This is a genomic window from Dielma fastidiosa (assembly GCF_000313565.1).
Taxonomy (GTDB): domain Bacteria; phylum Bacillota_I; class Bacilli_A; order Erysipelotrichales; family Erysipelotrichaceae; genus Dielma; species Dielma fastidiosa.
This window is the reverse complement of sequence record NZ_CAEN01000113.1, coordinates 1-297: the sequence shown is the minus strand read 5'-3', so window position 1 is coordinate 297 and position 297 is coordinate 1. Positions and strand designations below refer to the sequence as shown.

At 54.5% G+C, this 297-nt stretch carries 1 protein-coding gene; it reads right to left on the bottom strand.

Features of this window, described 5'->3' with window-relative positions; genetic code table 11:
• A partial coding sequence (locus DAHG_RS18250) for an Ig-like domain-containing protein (protein ID WP_034456207.1) occupies positions 1 to 297 on the bottom strand: 297 nt, incomplete at both ends.

Sequence of the window (297 nt, the reverse complement as noted above, 5' to 3'; positions counted from 1 at the left end):
AGTGCTGCCGCTGCCGACGGCCGTAACCAGACCCTCCTCACTGACTTCCGCGATCGTTTCGTCTACACTGCGCCATGTCAGTGAATCGATCACGGCTGAAGCCGGCTGTGCTAATGCATACAGCTGAGTGGCTGAGCGCTGTTCATCGTTCAAAATCAGAACATCGTTGCCGATCAGCTGCAGACCGCTCAGTCCCTCATCCTTCACACTGAGATGGATCGGATTACTGATGATGCCTTCTTCATTGACTGCCTGCAGAGTCACTTCACCGGCTTTCAATCCGACTGCCGTATAGCC